Annotated in this window: 15 protein-coding genes; 10 read left to right on the top strand and 5 right to left on the bottom strand. The window is 56.6% G+C overall.

What is annotated here, in order from left to right; translation table 11 throughout:
- The first annotated feature begins 207 nt into the window (after positions 1–207).
- On the top strand, positions 208–2,202 hold the full coding sequence (locus tag F0155_RS15780; RefSeq protein WP_150525498.1) for a copper amine oxidase: 1,995 nt from the start codon (positions 208–210) through the stop codon (positions 2,200–2,202).
- Positions 2,203–2,275: 73 nt separating this feature from the next.
- Here F0155_RS15780 and serB read toward each other — a convergent pair whose 3' ends face one another.
- Positions 2,276–3,169 carry a phosphoserine phosphatase SerB gene (gene serB / locus F0155_RS15775; RefSeq protein ID WP_150525497.1) on the bottom strand — a complete coding sequence of 298 codons (894 nt, stop codon included), beginning with the start codon at positions 3,167–3,169 and terminating at the stop codon, positions 2,276–2,278.
- Here serB and miaA point away from each other — a divergent pair.
- The 3 genes from miaA to F0155_RS15760 all read left to right on the top strand — a co-directional run bounded on the left by miaA (position 3,168) and on the right by F0155_RS15760 (position 5,456).
- Complete coding sequence (gene miaA, locus F0155_RS15770; protein WP_150525496.1) at positions 3,168–4,154, top strand: tRNA (adenosine(37)-N6)-dimethylallyltransferase MiaA; 987 nt, start codon at positions 3,168–3,170, stop codon at positions 4,152–4,154. The two genes, serB and miaA, sit on opposite strands and share 2 nt — an antisense overlap.
- Positions 4,155–4,309: 155 nt before the next feature.
- Positions 4,310–4,852 (top strand): GNAT family N-acetyltransferase, encoded by a 543-nt coding sequence (locus F0155_RS15765; protein WP_150525495.1) that lies wholly within the window; start codon positions 4,310–4,312, stop codon positions 4,850–4,852.
- A complete protein-coding gene (locus F0155_RS15760) occupies positions 4,845–5,456 on the top strand; it encodes a GNAT family N-acetyltransferase (RefSeq protein ID WP_150525494.1) in 612 nt (203 codons plus the stop codon). The genes F0155_RS15765 and F0155_RS15760 overlap by 8 nt, the downstream gene beginning before the upstream one ends.
- A gap of 55 nt (positions 5,457–5,511) precedes the next feature.
- On the opposite strand, the gene F0155_RS15755 is transcribed toward F0155_RS15760, so the two are convergent.
- Positions 5,512–7,065, bottom strand: a complete 1,554-nt coding sequence (locus F0155_RS15755; RefSeq protein WP_150525493.1) for a 2-isopropylmalate synthase — start codon at positions 7,063–7,065, stop codon at positions 5,512–5,514.
- Here F0155_RS15755 and F0155_RS15750 point away from each other — a divergent pair.
- Positions 7,064–7,375 (top strand): hypothetical protein, encoded by a 312-nt coding sequence (locus F0155_RS15750; protein ID WP_150525492.1) that lies wholly within the window; start codon positions 7,064–7,066, stop codon positions 7,373–7,375. The two genes, F0155_RS15755 and F0155_RS15750, sit on opposite strands and share 2 nt — an antisense overlap.
- A gap of 105 nt (positions 7,376–7,480) precedes the next feature.
- Here the strand turns inward: F0155_RS15750 and F0155_RS15745 are convergent, their stop codons facing one another.
- From F0155_RS15745 to F0155_RS15735, 3 genes are all read right to left on the bottom strand, one after another.
- Positions 7,481–8,392 carry a PhzF family phenazine biosynthesis protein gene (locus F0155_RS15745; RefSeq protein WP_150525491.1) on the bottom strand — a complete coding sequence of 304 codons (912 nt, stop codon included), beginning with the start codon at positions 8,390–8,392 and terminating at the stop codon, positions 7,481–7,483.
- Between the two features lie 113 nt (positions 8,393–8,505).
- Positions 8,506–9,672, bottom strand: coding sequence for a GNAT family N-acetyltransferase (locus tag F0155_RS15740; RefSeq protein WP_150525490.1), 1,167 nt, complete (start codon positions 9,670–9,672; stop codon positions 8,506–8,508).
- Between the two features lie 123 nt (positions 9,673–9,795).
- The gene (locus F0155_RS15735) at positions 9,796–10,698 is read right to left on the bottom strand and encodes a pirin family protein (RefSeq protein ID WP_150525489.1); all 903 of its coding nucleotides are present in this window, start codon (positions 10,696–10,698) and stop codon (positions 9,796–9,798) included.
- 248 nt (positions 10,699–10,946) lie between these two features.
- Here F0155_RS15735 and F0155_RS15730 point away from each other — a divergent pair, with 248 nt between their 5' ends.
- The 5 genes from F0155_RS15730 (at position 10,947) to F0155_RS15710 (ending at position 15,813) form a co-directional block, all read left to right on the top strand.
- Positions 10,947–11,873 (top strand): ABC transporter ATP-binding protein, encoded by a 927-nt coding sequence (locus F0155_RS15730; RefSeq protein ID WP_150525488.1) that lies wholly within the window; start codon positions 10,947–10,949, stop codon positions 11,871–11,873.
- Entirely contained in the window at positions 11,870–12,631 is a 762-nt protein-coding gene (locus tag F0155_RS15725) for an ABC transporter permease (RefSeq protein ID WP_150525487.1), read from the top strand. The genes F0155_RS15730 and F0155_RS15725 overlap by 4 nt, the downstream gene beginning before the upstream one ends.
- Before the next feature lie 30 nt (positions 12,632–12,661).
- Entirely contained in the window at positions 12,662–13,576 is a 915-nt protein-coding gene (locus tag F0155_RS15720; RefSeq protein ID WP_150525486.1) for a D-alanyl-D-alanine carboxypeptidase family protein, read from the top strand.
- 179 nt (positions 13,577–13,755) lie between these two features.
- Complete coding sequence (locus F0155_RS15715) at positions 13,756–14,892, top strand: vWA domain-containing protein (RefSeq protein WP_150525485.1); 1,137 nt, start codon at positions 13,756–13,758, stop codon at positions 14,890–14,892.
- 186 nt (positions 14,893–15,078) lie between these two features.
- Entirely contained in the window at positions 15,079–15,813 is a 735-nt protein-coding gene (locus tag F0155_RS15710) for a hypothetical protein (RefSeq protein ID WP_150525484.1), read from the top strand.
- Positions 15,814–15,940 lie beyond the last annotated feature (127 nt).

Below are 15,940 nucleotides of genomic sequence, written 5' to 3'. Positions count from 1 at the left end.
TGACCAACACCTAGCAAACCCCGGCGATGAACGGGTATTAGCGCATTACTACACGCGAAAATGCTCTGCGAACGAAATGAACGCCTTGCCGCGCTGCAGCGCAATTTTGCAACGCACAACCCGCATTTGCATTTGCATTCGTTGCGCGCCCTTCGCATTCTATCGTCCGAACGGTCGGTTTATTTTACAATGATAAAGGGACGCAACATGAGTTTTATCAGGTCACTTGCCACGTGCCTGACGGCAGGAACCGCACTCGCCTTGAGCCTTGCCACAGCTTCCGCCGCCAGCCATCCTCTGGACGGACTGACAGGAGATGAAATCAAGGCGGTCACCAGCATCCTGAACAGTTCCGGGACTGCAGATGGCGATACACTCTATCCGTTGATCGAGTTGCTGGAACCTCCAAAATCCGAAGTCCTGTCCGGCACGACCCCGGATCGCAAGGCCGCCGTTCACATGTTCAAGGGCGGGTCGTTTCATGAAGCCGTGGTCAACATCACCGACGGCACGGTCGAAAGCTCCGGGCCGCTCGACGGTCAGCCCATGGTCATGTTCGCCGAGTTCATCACCGCCATGGAAACCGCGCTGGGTGATCCGCGCATGGCAGCGGGGCTGGAGAAGCGCGGCCTGACCCCGGAGGATGTATTCTGCCTGCCTCTGACCGCCGGCAACTTCTTCACCGACGCGGAAAAGGGAAAGCGCCTGATGAAGGTGCCCTGCTACGTCAATCCGACCGGCTCGAACTTCTATGCCAAGCCGATCGAAGGCCTCTTTGCCGTTGTTGATCTTGCCGCCAGCGAAGTGCTGGACGTCATCGACGAGGAGCCGGTTGCCATCCCCTCCGATGACTGGGGCTACACGGATGATGAGATCGCCAAGCGCGCTCCCTTGCGCGAGGAGCGTGAGACTGCAGGCGTCAAGGGACCGGAAGGGTCCGGCATCACCATCGACGGAACCCAGATTTCCTGGGACATCTGGCGCATGCGCTATCGCACCGACAAACGCCCCGGCGTTGTCCTGTCCAACATCGACGTGAAGGATGGCGACCGCTGGCGCTCGGTGCTCTATCAGGCGCATCTGTCGGAAGTCTTCGTTCCTTATATGGACCCGACCTCCGGATGGTATTGGCGCACCTATATGGACAGCGGCGAGTATGGTTTCGGCCTGTTCCTGACCCCGCTGCGCAAGGGCATCGACTGCCCGTCCTACGCCTCCTTCCTGCCCGCCATGATCCATGACGACAACGGCAATCCGCTGGAGATTCCGGATGCCATTTGCGTCTTTGAACGCAACATCGGCGATCCCGCGTGGCGGCATTTCGAGGTCTTTGCGCAAGGCCCGGACAGCTTCGTACCGACCGAAGGACGCCCCGACACCGAACTTGTCGTTCGCTCCGCCTCGGAAGTCGGCAACTATGACTACCTGATCGACTATCGGTTCAAGCAGAATGGCGAGCTTTATGTGAAGATCGGCGCGTCGGGGCTCGATGCGGTCAAGGGCGTGAACTCAACTTCTGTCACCGACGCCAGTGCCGCCGAGGACACCAAATATGGACGCCTGATCGCGCCAAATCTGGTTGCCCCCTATCACGACCACTATTTCAACTTCCGTCTCGACTTCGATATCGACAGCCCCAACAACACGATGATGGTTGCCAACATCGTGGAAGGACAGGCTCCGGAAGGGTCACCGCGCAAATCGTTCTGGACGGTGCGCAATGATATGGTGAAAAGCGAGAAGGAAGGCACGTTCCAGATCAGCTCCTTCAAACCGAAATACTTCCACATCATGAACCCGAACGAGGACGGATATCTGGGATACAAGCCCGGCTACATGCTGCATCACGGTTCGGTTGCCTATGGTCCGTTCGACTTTGAGAACGACCCGCCCTTCATGCGCAATCGCTATATCGAGAACAGCGTCTGGACGACCGAGTACAAGCCCGATGAACGCTATGCCGGCGGAAAACTGGCATTCGCCTCTGATGGCAGCGATGGTCTGGCGACCTGGATCGAGGATGACGCGAACCTGGTCAACAAGGATCTGGTCACCTGGTTCACCGCAGGCTTCCATCACATCCCGCGTATGGAAGACTGGCCGGTCATGTCCACGGAATGGAAGACCGTTCACATGATGCCGATGAACTTCTTCCCCATGAACCCGGCCATCACAATCCGCACTCCGAAGGATGCTGAGTAACGGCCATAAGCCCCATAAAACAAGGAAAGCCCGCCAATTTGGCGGGCTTTTTTTTGTGAAGATCGCAACCCCCTCAGCTGAGCACGAACTCGTCTTCCGAATAGCCCTGAATGTAGAGCAGCGCGGTCAGGTCGCCGTGATCCACGCGAGCGTCGGCGGCTTCTGCAACGGCGGGTTTTGCGCGATAGGCAACCCCCAATCCGGCGCTTTCCAGCATGGCAAGATCATTGGCTCCGTCCCCAACAGCCATGGTCTGCGAAGCCGTCAGGCCCTTTTCCTCGATCAGCTGAAGCAGCCGCTCCCGCTTGGCCTCGCGCCCGAGGATCGGCATCTGAACTTCGCCAGTCAGTTTTCCGTCTGCCTCCAGCAGAACATTCGCCTGATTTTCGTTAAAACCGATCATGGCAGCCACCGGACCGGTGAAACGGGTGAAGCCGCCGGATACGAGCGCGCAATAAGCGCCGTTCGCCTTCATGGTCTGCACCAGCGTGCGACCACCCGGCATCAGCTGGATGCGCGAATTGAGCACATTTTCCACCTGCCCGATGCTCAGCCCCTTCAGCAGGCCAACGCGCTCTTTCAGCGCCGGTTCAAAATCGATCTCGCCGCGCATGGCCCGCTCGGTGATCTCCGAAATCTGCTCTTTCAGGCCCAGTTCGGCAGCCAGTTCGTCAATGCATTCCTGCCGGATCATGGTGGAATCCATATCCGCGATCAGGAGACGCTTGCGTCGACCCGCCTGCGGTTGCACAAAGACATCAACCGGAAGATCCTCCAGCGCCGAGACAATCCGCGAGCGGGCCTCAGCGGTCGACAAGGCAGACGGAACGGCCAGATCAGCGGCAACGCCTTCGCTCAGAACGCGTGGTGCTTCCGGAGACCCCAATGCCCCTGCGGCCTTGGCAAGAACATCGACATCCAATTTGGGAACTGTCGGCCGGCAGACGAGAGTGGCAACAAGAGACATGGAAAAAACCCTGGGCGAAGTGATTACGGCAAGCGGCATGGACCGCCGCGTCATCCTGATAGCCGGACCGACCGCCAGCGGCAAGTCGGCATTGGCGCTGGAACTGTCACATCGGCTGGGGCGTGTCATCATCAATGCCGATTCCATGCAGGTTTATGATGGCCTTCGCCTGATCACAGCCCGCCCGAGCCCGGAAGAAGAGGCCGAAGCCCCCCACCGCCTTTATGGCACTGTCGACCCCGGCACGGCCTTTTCGACCGGCGACTGGCTGCGCGCGGTGAAAGACCTTCTTGCCAATACCACGAGCCCTGCCCCCATTCTGGTGGGAGGAACGGGGCTCTACTACAAGGCCCTGACGGAAGGCTTTGCCGAGATCCCGGAGATCAAACCGGACGTCCGGGAGGCATGCCGTGAGCTTGCAAACCGGGAGGGAGCTGCAGGTATCGCTGCGGTCCTTTGCGAAAAGGACCCGGAAGCTGCCCGCGACCTGATCGACCTTCAGCGACTCACCCGTGCGCTGGAAGTGGTCGAATCGACCGGGCGTCGCCTGTCGGATTGGCAAAACGATGCCCAGTCCAAGCCCCTCGTTCCCCTGTCCGATGCGCTGCCGCTGGTCCTCAGCCCGCCTCGCCCATGGCTCCACGACCGCATTGCACAACGCGGTGCCCTGATGCTTGGTCCCGAGGGTTGCGCGGAGGTTTCCAGCCTGCTTGACCGGCACCTTGATCCAACCCTTCCGGCGATGCGCGCGATTGGCGTACGCGAAGTCAGTGCGTTTCTGTCTGGAAGCATGACCGAAACAGAAGCACTTGAGCAGCTTGTCATCGCAACAAGACAATATGCCAAGCGTCAGGAAACATGGTTCCGCAACCAGATGTCACACTGGTGTCGCATCGATCCGTCAAAGTCACATACACGCAAAAGTTTAGTTGATGCGGCCGTAATTTTTTGCAGCGCACTAGACGAAAGTCGCGACGCAGGGTAAGAAAACTGGAAATTTCCGTTTTTTGTGTGCTATATACCGAACGCTGGGTCATTCTTAGTTAAATAATTCATGATGCCCAATGGGAACTGAAAACTCCGTTCATTCGCGTACGCAATTTTAACTGGCAAACAAGCAACCACACGAAGGAGGCCGTTGTGCAAGATCTTGTCGTGAAAATCGGGGAGCTGCGGCTTGAGCCTTTCACAGGCGCAGACATCGGTTTGATCGAGAACCTGTGGCAGGATCCCCGTGTCGCCCGCTTCATCTGCATGAACCCGAATGACTGGACCGATGCGTCCGCTCGCACTTTCGTTCACGAGGCCATCGAGCATCAGGAGCAACATGGCTTCTCGCGCTGGAAGGTATCCCGGAAGGACGGAACGTTTCTTGGCTGGGCCGGATATTCAGCCAGTGACGAAACTTCCGAAATCGAGCTGGACTATTGCCTGTCCATCGAAGCCATCGAAAAACATCCGCAGCTGCCGGAGCGCCTGTGCCGGGAACTCATCGACTGGTTCTTCGACAACACCTATTTCTCGCATCTGGTGGCCGTCGTTCGCACAGACAACAAGCTCGTGCGTGAGACCATGCTGGATTCCGGCTTCTATTACCGCGAAAGCAAGCGCGTGGACGGCATGCCCTGCGACGTCTTCCAGGTCCTCAGCCCCTCCATGCAGACCTATGTGATGTCTGCCTGACCATCGGCTGCCACACCGCGACCAAATTCATCCAGAACCCTGCCTCGGCAGGGTTCTTTTTTGTTCTGGAGTTTTTCAGCTGCCCGACATCATTTTAGAAACAGAGCGGTTACGCATTCGCCCGATTACGGAGCAGGATTTCGCCAACTTGCTCGATCTCCACTCAGACCCGGAGGTCAATCGCTACCTCTCATGCGGTCCGGTCCCAATGCCGGAAGCAGAAGTTCGCAGTCGGCTGGACCGCTATATAGAAGACAACAAGACTGCCGGTCTGGGCAAATGGAAGGTCGAGACCCGCAACGGTGAGTTTCTGGGAAGAGCCGGTTTCTCATGGCACACAGAGCCTGCTGGTTGGGAGCTGGGCTATAGCTTCAGGCGCAATGCATGGGGCCAAGGCTATGCGACCGAAATTGCAACCGCACTGGTTGACTGGTTCTTTGAAAACACCCAACACGACCACCTGATTGCCTTCGCTGTTTCCGAGCACTTAAAATCATTGAAGGTCATGGAAAAGGCCGGGCTGACCTTTTGGCAAAACAGACACATTGAAGACGAAGATCTGACCTTCTATCGGCTAACGCGAGCTGATTACGGAGCGCAATAGACAAAAAGGGGAGCCAATCGGCTCCCCTTCGTCATTTCGTAAAGATGGCAACCGCTCAAACAGCCTTCAGCGCACCCGGGTTTGCACCCTGCTGGCGTTGGGCCAGCTTGTTCATGGCAGACACATAAGCGCGGGCCGAGGCAACAAGCGTGTCGGTGTCGGCACCCTTGCCGGTGGAAATGCGGCCATTGGCTTCGAGGCGAACGGAAACTTCCGCCTGCGCGTCCGTGCCCTCGGTCACGGCGTGAACCTGATACAGCGACAGCTTGGCTTCATGCGGGCAGATCATCTTGATCGCGTTGAAGGTCGCATCAACCGGGCCGTCGCCGGTGGCTTCACGGGTCTCGTGCTTGCCATTGACGTCCATGGTCAGGATCGCCTTCTGCGGACCGCCGGTGCCGGCAATCACGGTCAGGGCGATCACCTTGGTGTTTTCACCTGCAATCGCGATTTCGTTTTCAACCAGCGCCTCGATGTCCTCGTCATAGACATGCTTCTTGCGGTCGGCCAGATCCTTGAAGCGACGGAAAGCTTCCTGCAGGGCGTTGTCGCCCAGCTCGTAGCCCAGATCCTTCAGCTTGTCCTTGAACGCATGACGGCCCGAGTGCTTGCCCATAACCAGCGAGGTCGCTTTCACGCCAACATCTTCCGGACGCATGATCTCGTAGGTCTCGGCATTCTTCAGCATGCCATCCTGATGGATGCCGCTTTCATGTGCGAAGGCGTTCTTGCCGACAATGGCCTTGTTGTACTGGACCGCAAAACCGGAGGCTGCAGACACCAGCTTGGACGCGCGGGTCATGAACAACGGATCGATATTGCAGGTATAGGGCAGAACATCCCCGCGGGTGCGGATCGACATGACGATCTCTTCCAGCGCCGCATTGCCTGCACGCTCCCCCAGACCGTTGATCGTGCACTCGACCTGTCGCGCACCGCCAGCCACACCGGCCAGGGAGTTGGCAACAGCCAGCCCCAGATCGTCATGGCAGTGCACGGAGAAGATCGCCTTGTCGCTGTTCGGCACGCGTTCGATGATGTCGGAGAACATCTTCTTGTATTCGTCCGGCGTTGCATAGCCGACCGTATCCGGCAGGTTGATGGTGGTCGCACCGGCCTTGATCGCCGCTTCCACGCACTGGCACAGATAGTCGATCGGCGTGCGGGTCGCGTCCATGGCAGACCATTCCACATCGTCAATCAGGTTGCGCGAGCGGGTCACCGTGTCGGTGATGATTTCCAGCACCTGCTCCTGCGTCTTGTTCATCTGATACTGCAGATGGATCGGGGACGTGGAGACGAAGGTGTGAATGCGGCCCTTTTCAGCATGACGCACGGCGTCGCCGCAGCGGTCGATATCCGCATGGATCGCACGGGCAAGGCCGGCAATCACGGAGTTCTTCGAGTTCTTTGCAATCTCGCAGACCGCCTCGAAGTCACCATTGGATGCAATCGGGAAACCGGCTTCGATGATGTCGACGCCCATCTCGTCGAGGATTTCGGCGATCTGCAGCTTCTCTTCCAAGGTCATGGACGCGCCGGGCGACTGCTCGCCGTCGCGCAAGGTCGTATCGAAGATGCGGACCTGATCCTTGTCGGTGGTGGTCATGTTGTTTTCCCTCGTGACGATCGGCTCTGGAACGGTGTTCTCAAATGGCTCACAGGCACGATCTTGTTTTCAAGATATCTCTGGTGAAGCGCTTATCCCCCTGAGTGCCCGTCCGTTCATCAAAACACGGTTCAGCCGACGCTCAGGGGCATCTAAGGAGGAGGTCGCCAAGGAGAATAAGGCCGCCGCGCAAAGTCTGCGCGTCGTTCGAATGTCCAACAATGTCGCGCGTCGCGATCATGTTCTGTCGGGTCTCGGCCTATTCGGGTCACAAGGAATATTCAGGCTGAGCCTGAAACGTGACCGATGAGTTAACGTGCCCTGTTCATAAGGCAGGATTTTTCCCGATGCAACACGCATTGTTCCCAAATGGGTGTGGCGCAACGGGAAATGTCGGTTTTAGAGCTCTCTTGGCTCAGACAAACAGCTCGCCGCGGGCCACCAGCTTGGCCTGCCCGCCAATGCGGACAGCATGCATCTTGCCGCGTTCAATATCGATTTCGAGGTCAATCAGGGACGGCCGCCCCATGATGAAACCCTGTTCGATGCGGATGTGATGCGTGCCCTCCGTCAGGCCGTCATAGAAATTGACGACACCGGCGAAGGCCGCTGCGGCCGACCCTGTGGCCGGGTCTTCGGCAATTCCCATTTCGGGGGCAAACATGCGGGCCTGAAAGGCGCTTTCGTGTGACCGTGTCTCGCGGCAGTAGACATAGGCGTCATTGTGCTCGTCATGGCCAAAGGCCTTGCGCCAGCGCGCCATGTTCGGTTTGGCGCGGGTCAGCGCATCCAGATCGCGGACCGGAACGAAGTTGAACGGCGACCCGACCTTGAACCGGCAAGGGTCGTGGTTTTCGAACCCGATGTCGGAGGGCTCAAGGCCCAGCGCCTCGGCAATCAGTTCGTTGTTGTTTGTCGGTCCGGCCGGTTCTGGAAGCTTCGGCACATCAAATTCGGCAAAGGCGGCAGCATGCTGGCGCAGCACGACCGCACAGCGAACAACACCGATTTTCTGTTTCAGGACAACAACCGCATCCTGTTCGCCCTCGACATCGCCAAAACGTTCCGTTGCGAGCAGGATCGCTGTGCCAACCGTTGGATGGCCTGCAAAGGGAAGCTCGACGCCCGGCGTGAAGATGCGCACATTGGCCGAGTGACCCGGGTTTTCCGGAGGAGAGACGAAAACCGTTTCGGAGAGGTTGAATTCCTTGGCAATGGCCTGCATCTGGGCATCTTCAAGACCGTCCGAATCCAGAACGACAGCGAGCGGATTGCCCGCAAGCGCAGTGTTCGTGAAGACGTCAAGAATGGCGTAACGACGACCCATCAGCAAAATCTCCCTTCAATCAACTCGACTTTTTGCAATGCGAGTCGCGCGACTTTTGCACGGACTGAACCGCTTCGCCACCCTCTTCCGTGGTGCCATGGTGAACAGTCTCTTTAAGCAGCACGCGCCCCAAGAACGTAGAATCCAATTTCTCGAGCATAGGGGACAATCATCGGATCATGAAGATCGTCGATTTCACGGATAATCCTGATATCCGCAAGCTCCTGTTCCTGCGAGGCAAGGGAGTGGTCCATGATCTGACGGGCCAGATCGTCCGCATCAAACGGCACGTTAAAAACCTGTGCAACACTTATCCGCGGCCCATCGAAGGCGATCAGAAGCTCGCCTTCCTGTACAGCAGATGCGCTCAACCCGGTCTCTTCTTCCAATTCGCGATAAATAGCCGCCTTGATGTCGACAGTCCCGTCGGCGCGGACATCATCCGGGTCCAGATTTCCCCCGGGAGGATAGACCTTTCCTGCATTGGCGGTGTGGTTGGACATGACGCCGTAGAGCAAGGCACCATCGGAACTACGAAGCACTGCAGATCCGAACAGGTTAAAGGCAGAAGGGTCCGGAGCACCCCAGTCTCGCCAGGCAAGAAAGCTGGAAAAGTTGCAAATGCAACACCGTCCTGAAAACACTCCATCGTGAAACCGGCTGGAAACCAGTTTCAGGACGCGCCCATCCCAAAGCTGCTGATTGCCATCCATGACTTTTTCCCAATGACGATCAATCTCCTCCTTGTTTTCAAGCTCAAAGCCCCAAGGCTTTTCTGAATCCAACCTGATATCGAGCGAGGAGACAACATGCACAGCAGATGGAACCGTCTTCTCCATAAGCGGCAATTGTTTTCCCGGGATCATCTCGCTCGGTTTATGCGAGACGGTCTTGAACCCGTGTTTGAGATAGAACGCCTCGGCATGAATATCGCTCTCCAGATAGAGCCTTGAGAGACGCTGCGATCGGGCGATATCCTCAGCGCGCAAGAGCAACAGGGAGCCGACACCCTGCCCTTGCGCTGTCGGGTCTACAAAGAGGTCGTCCACCAGAAGCGTCTGATCATCGCGCGGGCCAACACTCAAAAAGGCGCACGGAACACCATCTCTTTCCGCGACAAGTACGGTCATACCGGCGATCTTTTCTTCCGAAATCCGCCAGTGCTCCCGAAACTCCGCCATCTTGTCATCCGGATACCCCCAGGAGGCTTTGCCGCGGTGGAGAATGGCAGTCAGAGCAGTAGCATCATCAGGCCGAGCCGGACGCAGTTTCAAGGTCATGAACAATCACCGTTTTGCAAAACGACCTATCGGCTAACCTTCAATTCCCTTGCTGGCAAGGCAGAATAAAAATGGCCGCTCCGTTTCCGAAGCGGCCCTATGGGGTGTCTTTTCGAGCGATTGTCACCGAACGAAGGTGCCATTCCTCAGTTCATTGAACGCCTGCATGAGCTCGGCCCGTGTGTTCATGACGATCGGACCATGCCAGGCAACCGGCTCCTTGATCGGCGCCCCTGACACCAGCAGGAAGCGAATTCCCTGCTCCCCGGCCTGAACCACGACCTCATCACCCGCTCCAAAGATCACCAGCGAGCGATCGCCCGTTTCATCGCGAATATGCAGTTCCTCTCCGGCGAACTCCTTTTCAGTGAGAACGCCAAACGGATCGGACGCATAGTCGAAACGACCGGAACCTTCGAAGATATAGGCGAAGGTCTGCTTGTGCGTGTCCACCTTGAAGCGCTTCTTGCGGCCTCCGGGAACATGGATATCGAGATATTGCGGTTCAGCCGCAATTCCATCGACCGGACCGCGCTTGCCCCAGAATTCACCGCAGATGATCCGCGCAGACGTTCCGTCATCGTCGGTGACAACCGGAATTTCGGAAGATTTCACATCCTGATAGCGGGGCTCGGTCATCTTCAGGTTCGACGGCAGGTTTGCCCAAAGCTGGAAGCCGTGCATCCGGCCCTTGGCATCACCCTTCGGCATTTCCTGATGCATGATCCCACGCCCGGCAGTCATCCACTGGACATCGCCGGCACCCAGATTACCAGTATTGCCGAGACTGTCCCCATGCTCCACCGTACCGGCCAGAACATAGGTGATGGTTTCGATGCCGCGATGGGGATGCCAGGGAAAACCGGCCAGATAGTCTTCCGGCCTTTCATTGCGGAAATCGTCCAGAAGCAGAAACGGGTCGACCAGCGACGGATCCTGAAATCCGAAAACGCGTTCCAGCTTGACGCCGGCGCCTTCAAGCGTCGGCTGGGTCTGGCCAATGTGCTTTACGGGTCTGATTGACATGATGTCTCTCCCGATAGGGTGTTAAGTGCTTGGCCTTCAATGTAAGCGTCCACGTGAGCGGGACCAGCCCCCACCAGTTGCGACGCTCTGTTTCCATATCGTGAACGATCTGCGCCATCAGAGCGCCCCTTTTCATTCCCCGGCACTTCTGGCAGGGTGCAGCGAAATCGTTTTTCAAATCTTGCACTGATTCAGCTTCCGGTTTTGCCAAGTCGGAGTTGCTCGCAAACAATCCGAACAAGGTTCCCATGTCCTCGATCATTTCTGTCAGGGATCTCACGAAGACCTATGACAGCGGCTTTTCAGCGCTCAAATCCGTGTCGCTCGACATCAAGGAAGGCGAGGTTTTCGCTCTTCTGGGGCCCAATGGTGCCGGAAAGACCACATTGATCAGCACCATCTGCGGTCTGGTACGCCCGACATCGGGAACGATCACCGTTGGCGGACATGACGCGATCAAGGAGTTTCGGGCTGCCCGACAGCTGATCGGACTGGTTCCGCAGGAAATGCCGACCGCGCCCTTTGAACCTGTGCTGAATACCGTCCAGTTCACCCGCGGCCTTTTTGGCCTTCCGGCAAATCCCGCCTTGATCGAAAGCATCCTGAAGGACCTTACCCTCTGGGACAAGCGCGACAACCAGATCATGTCTCTGTCCGGCGGCATGAAGCGCCGCCTTCTGGTGGCAAAGGCTCTCGCGCACGAACCCAAGATCCTGTTCCTGGATGAACCGACAGCCGGGGTCGACGTGGAGCTGCGCCACGACATGTGGCGTCTCGTCGACAAGCTCAAGGAACGCGGTGTCACCATCATCCTCACCACGCACTATATCGAGGAAGCAGAGGAAATGGCCGACCGGGTCGGTGTCATCAACAAGGGCGAAATCATCCTTGTTGAGGAAAAGGCCGAACTCATGCGCAAGCTCGGCCGAAAGGAGCTGAAGCTTGTCCTGCAGGAGGTTTTGAGCCGCATACCGGACAACCTGTCGGGGTTTGATCTGGTGCTCTGTGCAGAGGGCAAAACCCTGACCTACACCTATGACACCCAGAGCGAGCGAACCGGCATTACCTCCCTTTTGACCGCACTTTCTGATGCGGACATCCGGTTCCATGATCTTCAGACCACGCAAAGTTCGCTCGAAGACATTTTCGTCGACCTTGTAAAGGGCCAACAATGAACTTCCACGCCATCAAGTCCATCTACTTCTTCGAGATGGCGCGGACCCGCCGAACCTTGATGCAAAGCATCGTTTCGCCGGTCCTGTCGACAACGCTCTATTTCGTCGTCTTTGGCGCCGCCATTGGCTCGCGCATTTCGGAAGTCGATGGCGTCAGCTATGGCGCCTTCATTGTGCCGGGCCTGATCATGCTGTCGCTGATGACCCAGAGCCTTTCCAACGCCTCTTTCGGCATCTATTTTCCGCGTTTTACCGGAACAATCTACGAGATCCTGTCGGCTCCTGTGTCGTTTCTGGAAGTCACGATTGCCTTTGTCGGAGCGGCTGCCACCAAGTCTGCACTTGTCGGCGTGATCATCCTGATTACGGCAAATTTCTTTGTGCCGCTGGAGATCCAGCACCCGGTCTGGATGATCGTCTTTTTCGTCCTGACATCCGTCACCTTCGCGCTGCTCGGCTTTATCATTGGCATTTGGGCTGACAACTTCGAAAAACTGCAGTTCGTGCCGCTTCTGATTGTCACTCCCCTCGCCTTTCTTGGGGGCAGTTTTTATTCCATCACAATGCTGCCGGAAATCTGGCAGAAGGTGACGCTGCTTAACCCTGTTGTGTACCTGATCTCCGGCTTTCGCTGGAGTTTCTATGGTCAGGCCGATGTCAGCCTCGCTCTGTCTCTCGGCATGACGATGCTGTTCCTGCTGGCGAGCATTCTGGTCATTCACCGGATTTTCAAGACCGGCTATAAGCTGAAACCCTGAGCCTGCGGGTGAGTTGGAGACGTACTGAGAATGCTTGGCGCGCGTGGATTTGGCTGGCAACCGAAAGCTCTTGTGCTGGGGTTTGGCTTGCTTCTGGCAGCCTGCCAGAGCGCACCAACAACGTCCGTTTCCCCAAACAAACCTGCGCCAACCGCCCAGACCCCGGCACCCGCTGTCACCACGCCTGTTGCACCGGTTTCCTACGCCCCCCCAACCGCCGTTGCGCAGGGCTATTCCGCGCTCGTTTTGAACGCTGCAACGGGACAGGAACTCTACGCTGTAAACGCCGATGCAGCCCGCTTTCCGGCCTCCCTGACCAAAATGATGACGCTGTACCTTCTGTTTGAGGAAGTCAGCTCGGGGCGCTACAGCCTGTCTTCCCCCCTCACTGTGTCAGCAAACGCAGCGTCCCAGCCCCCGGCAAAGATCGGCCTGAAGGCAGGCTCCACGATCACGGTTGAAGAGGCAGCCCGGGCGCTTGCGGTGAAATCAGCCAATGATGTGGCCATCACCGTCGCCGAAAACATCGCCGGAAGTGAAGCAGCCTTCGCCTCCAGAATGACCGCCAAGGCAAAAAGCCTCGGCCTTTCCCGAACCCGGTTTGTCAACGCCAGTGGCCTGCCAGACCCGCGTCAGGTTACAACGGCCCGGGACATGGCAAAGATGGGTCGGGCCCTCAAATCCCGTTTCCCGCAATATGCCAGCTTCTACAGGGCAAAGTCATTTTCCTATGGTGGGCGAACCTACCAGAGCACCAACAATCTTCTGGGCAAGGTGAATGGTGTTGATGGCCTCAAGACCGGTTACATTCGCATGTCGGGCTACAATCTCGTGGCAACGGCCAATCGAAGCGGCAAACGCCTCATTGTTGTGGTCATGGGCGGCAAGTCGGAATCAGCACGAGACAAGGACGTAGCTGACCTCATCAACAGGTTTGGCTCCTGAAAGTTACGTTACGTTCATCATAGTTTTGGAACGACCATACTTTTTCCAGTTTATATAAAATTTTACCAAACTTCTAAACAGGCTTTTTAGCCTGCATCCCTACAAGTTTACTCAAAGGAAGATTTATTTCCTTTTCAGGTCCTCGACGCATCTACTGGAACATCCCCAGAGTGCGGCGCATGAAACCTATTTTCGTTCGCTATTTGAGTTATGACAATTGGGGAAAACCAATGCTGAAGTTTCGCAGATTTTGGGGCGATGAAAGAGGCGCTGTCGTACATATCTTCGCCATCACTTTCATGCTTCTCCTGACCATCATCGGCTTCGGGATCGATATAAGCAGCGCCATCAGTCAGAGAGAGAGACTGCAAAACGCCGCCGACCAAGCGTCTGTCACAACCACTCGCGCACTGCTTGCAGGGGAAATAGACGTTAAGGATGCTGAAGCCTATGCGAAGGCGGCCTTCCAACAGATAGCTGCAGGATACGGCGCCGGAGGTTCGTCACCGTTCGGAGAGATTACGTTCGACTCAAAGACCTCCGTCAAGAAAATCACCAAGGATGGTGCTACAACCTACAAGGTTGTAGTTGAGGGTGGTGCGGAAGTACCGGCTAGCCCTATGAGCTTCTTCCTCCGCGATGGCGGCTCCGGGAAGAACAAGATGTCCGTGGGCTTCAAATCGGAAACCACGGGCAATACGGAACAGGTTGGCGGCGCCTATTCCATGGCACTCGTCCTCGATAAATCCGGATCAATGGGATGGAATTACCCCACCCGGATGTCGGTCTTGAAGCAGGCCGTCGGTTCGCTCGTGTCTACGCTGAAAGAGTCCGACAAGGAGAACAAGTATGCGCGGTTGGGAGCCTATGCGTATACATGGGGTTACTATGGAAAATTCGGCCTGAATTGGGACAAGGATGCCGTTCAAAGATGGGTCAACGGTTTGCAGGCTGGCGGCGGGACGGCAGCATATTCAACAATCGCCACCGCACGGAATGACCTTCTGTCGGCCGCAGAGTCTTCTGCCCACATGACAAAGAACGGTCAAAAGCCGGAATATTTCATACTCTATATGACAGACGGTATTGATGGGAGGCCTACCCAGGCAAGACAGGAATGCCAAAGGGCAAAAGATGCCGGCATCACGATCTACACCGTCGCCTTCCAGGCTCCTGCGAGCGGAAAGCAGTTGTTGAGAGACTGCGCGACATCTAACAAGCACTACTATGATGCCAACAATGCAAATCAGCTCAACGCAATTTTCAAGAAGATTGCTAAGGAAGCCGTGAGTACGGTTCCCTTCATCTCGGGCTGATCCAACATTTAGGCAAGACCAAGGGCCCGTTCACACGGGCCCTTTTCGTTTGCGCTGCCGCCTGTCAAGAAAACAATTTTCTGAGACAATTGGATCTGCTACAAGACAAAGCAACCATAAGTTATAATTGTAATTATTTACAATTTTTAACTTACACGCCGATTTGCTCTTGTACGGATTTTCAGCATGAACACCTCCGCCGCCCAAACAGGTTCGACCATGAGGACCGAGGCACAAAGTATTGTGTCCGTGTCCCTTTCCTCAGTCCAGAAACTGGTCCCCTGGGTGTCGGCACTGGTGGTAGCTCTGGGAGTTTTCCGCGAAGTCTACATTTCCCATTTCGGAATGGAGACTGTCCTTCAGGGCCTGCGTCACATTTCACTGGATGCCGAAACAACCCTGGCGGCCTGGTACTCATCGCAAATCATGACCGCCTGCGCCGTTGCATTGATCCTTGCCGGTCTCCTCAACCGCGCTCGCGGGCAGTCTGTTGGAATGACGTGGTTTCTGCTCGCCGCGATCTTCTTTGCTCTTTCGCTGGATGAATCCGCCGCATTCCATGAAGAGGTCGGTTCACGCCTGCAGGCCATGCTCAATACAGGCGGTATCCTCTATTTCGCATGGGTGATCCCCGGCTCGATCTTTGTTGCCATCACGGGCCTCTATTTCATCCCCTTCCTCCTGAAGCTGCCGCGCAAGACGGCACTCGGCTTTTTCATCGCGGGCACCTTGTTTGTCAGCGGTGCGATTGGCATGGAGCTCATAGGCGGATATCTGGCCGAAGGGGTCGAGGAACGTGGCTGGCAGTACTATCTAGCAGCCACCACGGAAGAGACCCTCGAGATTTCCGGCCTTACTCTCTTTCTGTGGTGCCTGCTCGACTACATCAAACGCCAGCAGGAATTCTGGCGCGTCACATGATCAAAAGCAAAAAGCCGGGATCTCTCCCGGCTTTTCTTTTGACAATTAACCTTCAACGTCTGACTTGGCCCCCGCGCCGCAAGGCGGCGCAGAGGTTCATCCCGTTTTGGACAAGTCCAACGTGAGC

It is taken from the genome of Roseibium sediminis, assembly GCF_008711325.1.
In the GTDB taxonomy this organism is placed as follows: domain Bacteria; phylum Pseudomonadota; class Alphaproteobacteria; order Rhizobiales; family Stappiaceae; genus Roseibium; species Roseibium sediminis.
This window is presented reverse-complemented; position numbering and strand designations above follow the sequence as displayed.

Excerpts from the sequence above, each read along its gene's own strand:
- F0155_RS15780 (WP_150525498.1), top strand. The coding sequence starts at position 208 with ATGAGTTTTATCAGGTCACTTGCCACGTGCCTGACGGCAGGAACCGCA.
- miaA (WP_150525496.1), top strand. The coding sequence starts at position 3,168 with ATGGAAAAAACCCTGGGCGAAGTGATTACGGCAAGCGGCATGGACCGC.
- serB (WP_150525497.1), bottom strand. The coding sequence starts at position 3,169 with ATGTCTCTTGTTGCCACTCTCGTCTGCCGGCCGACAGTTCCCAAATTG.
- F0155_RS15750 (WP_150525492.1), top strand. The coding sequence starts at position 7,064 with ATGTTGTTTTCCCTCGTGACGATCGGCTCTGGAACGGTGTTCTCAAAT.
- F0155_RS15755 (WP_150525493.1), bottom strand. The coding sequence starts at position 7,065 with ATGACCACCACCGACAAGGATCAGGTCCGCATCTTCGATACGACCTTG.
- F0155_RS15745 (WP_150525491.1), bottom strand. The coding sequence starts at position 8,392 with ATGGGTCGTCGTTACGCCATTCTTGACGTCTTCACGAACACTGCGCTT.
- F0155_RS15740 (WP_150525490.1), bottom strand. The coding sequence starts at position 9,672 with ATGACCTTGAAACTGCGTCCGGCTCGGCCTGATGATGCTACTGCTCTG.
- F0155_RS15735 (WP_150525489.1), bottom strand. The coding sequence starts at position 10,698 with ATGTCAATCAGACCCGTAAAGCACATTGGCCAGACCCAGCCGACGCTT.
- F0155_RS15730 (WP_150525488.1), top strand. The coding sequence starts at position 10,947 with ATGTCCTCGATCATTTCTGTCAGGGATCTCACGAAGACCTATGACAGC.
- F0155_RS15725 (WP_150525487.1), top strand. The coding sequence starts at position 11,870 with ATGAACTTCCACGCCATCAAGTCCATCTACTTCTTCGAGATGGCGCGG.
- F0155_RS15720 (WP_150525486.1), top strand. The coding sequence starts at position 12,662 with ATGCTTGGCGCGCGTGGATTTGGCTGGCAACCGAAAGCTCTTGTGCTG.
- F0155_RS15715 (WP_150525485.1), top strand. The coding sequence starts at position 13,756 with ATGAAACCTATTTTCGTTCGCTATTTGAGTTATGACAATTGGGGAAAA.
- F0155_RS15710 (WP_150525484.1), top strand. The coding sequence starts at position 15,079 with ATGAACACCTCCGCCGCCCAAACAGGTTCGACCATGAGGACCGAGGCA.